Here is a 567-nt window from a genome sequence, read left to right as displayed (position 1 = left end):
GACGGAGGAACCGCCATGGACCCCCTCACCGGCACCGCACCCGGCACCGCACCCGGAAGCGGCCCCGGAAGCGGCCCCGGGGACGGGCTGCTCGCCTTCGTCCGCGGCGCCTCCCTGGACGCCAAGACGCGGGCCCGGCTCGCCGACGCCGTCCCCGCCGAGTTCTTCACCGTCCCCGGCGGCCTCACCGCCCGCGACCGCCACGAGCTCACCTACGCGCGGCTGCGCCGCGCCGGGCTGGCCGCGCCGCCCGCCCCCGAGCTGCTGGACGACCCTCCGGCGCTGTGCGCGCTGCTGGAACGCGCCGCGACCGCCGACCCGGCGCTGTTCCACGTCATGCTGCTGCACTACACCCTGGCGCTCGGCCCGATCCTGCGGTTCGGCGCCGGGCAGCGGGGCCCCCGCCAGGCCCGCGACGCGCTGGAGTCGATGACCTCGTTCGGGACGCTGCTGATGACCGAGGCCGGGCGCAGCAACAGCCACCTGTCGCCCCGCACCCTCGCCCGCCACGACCCCGAGACCGGCGGGTTCACCCTCACCACCCCCGACGCGCAGGCCGCCAAGTTC

At 77.4% G+C, this 567-nt stretch carries 1 pseudogene; it reads left to right on the top strand.

From position 1 onward, the window contains the following. Positions 1-15: 15 nt before the first annotated feature. Positions 16-567 (top strand): annotated as a pseudogene (locus E1289_RS37855) (hypothetical protein); the annotation flags it as partial.

It is taken from the genome of Actinomadura sp. 6K520 (assembly GCF_004349245.1).
GTDB lineage: Bacteria > Actinomycetota > Actinomycetes > Streptosporangiales > Streptosporangiaceae > Spirillospora.
Note: the sequence above shows the minus strand (reverse complement) of the source record. Positions and strands in the feature narration are given on the sequence as shown.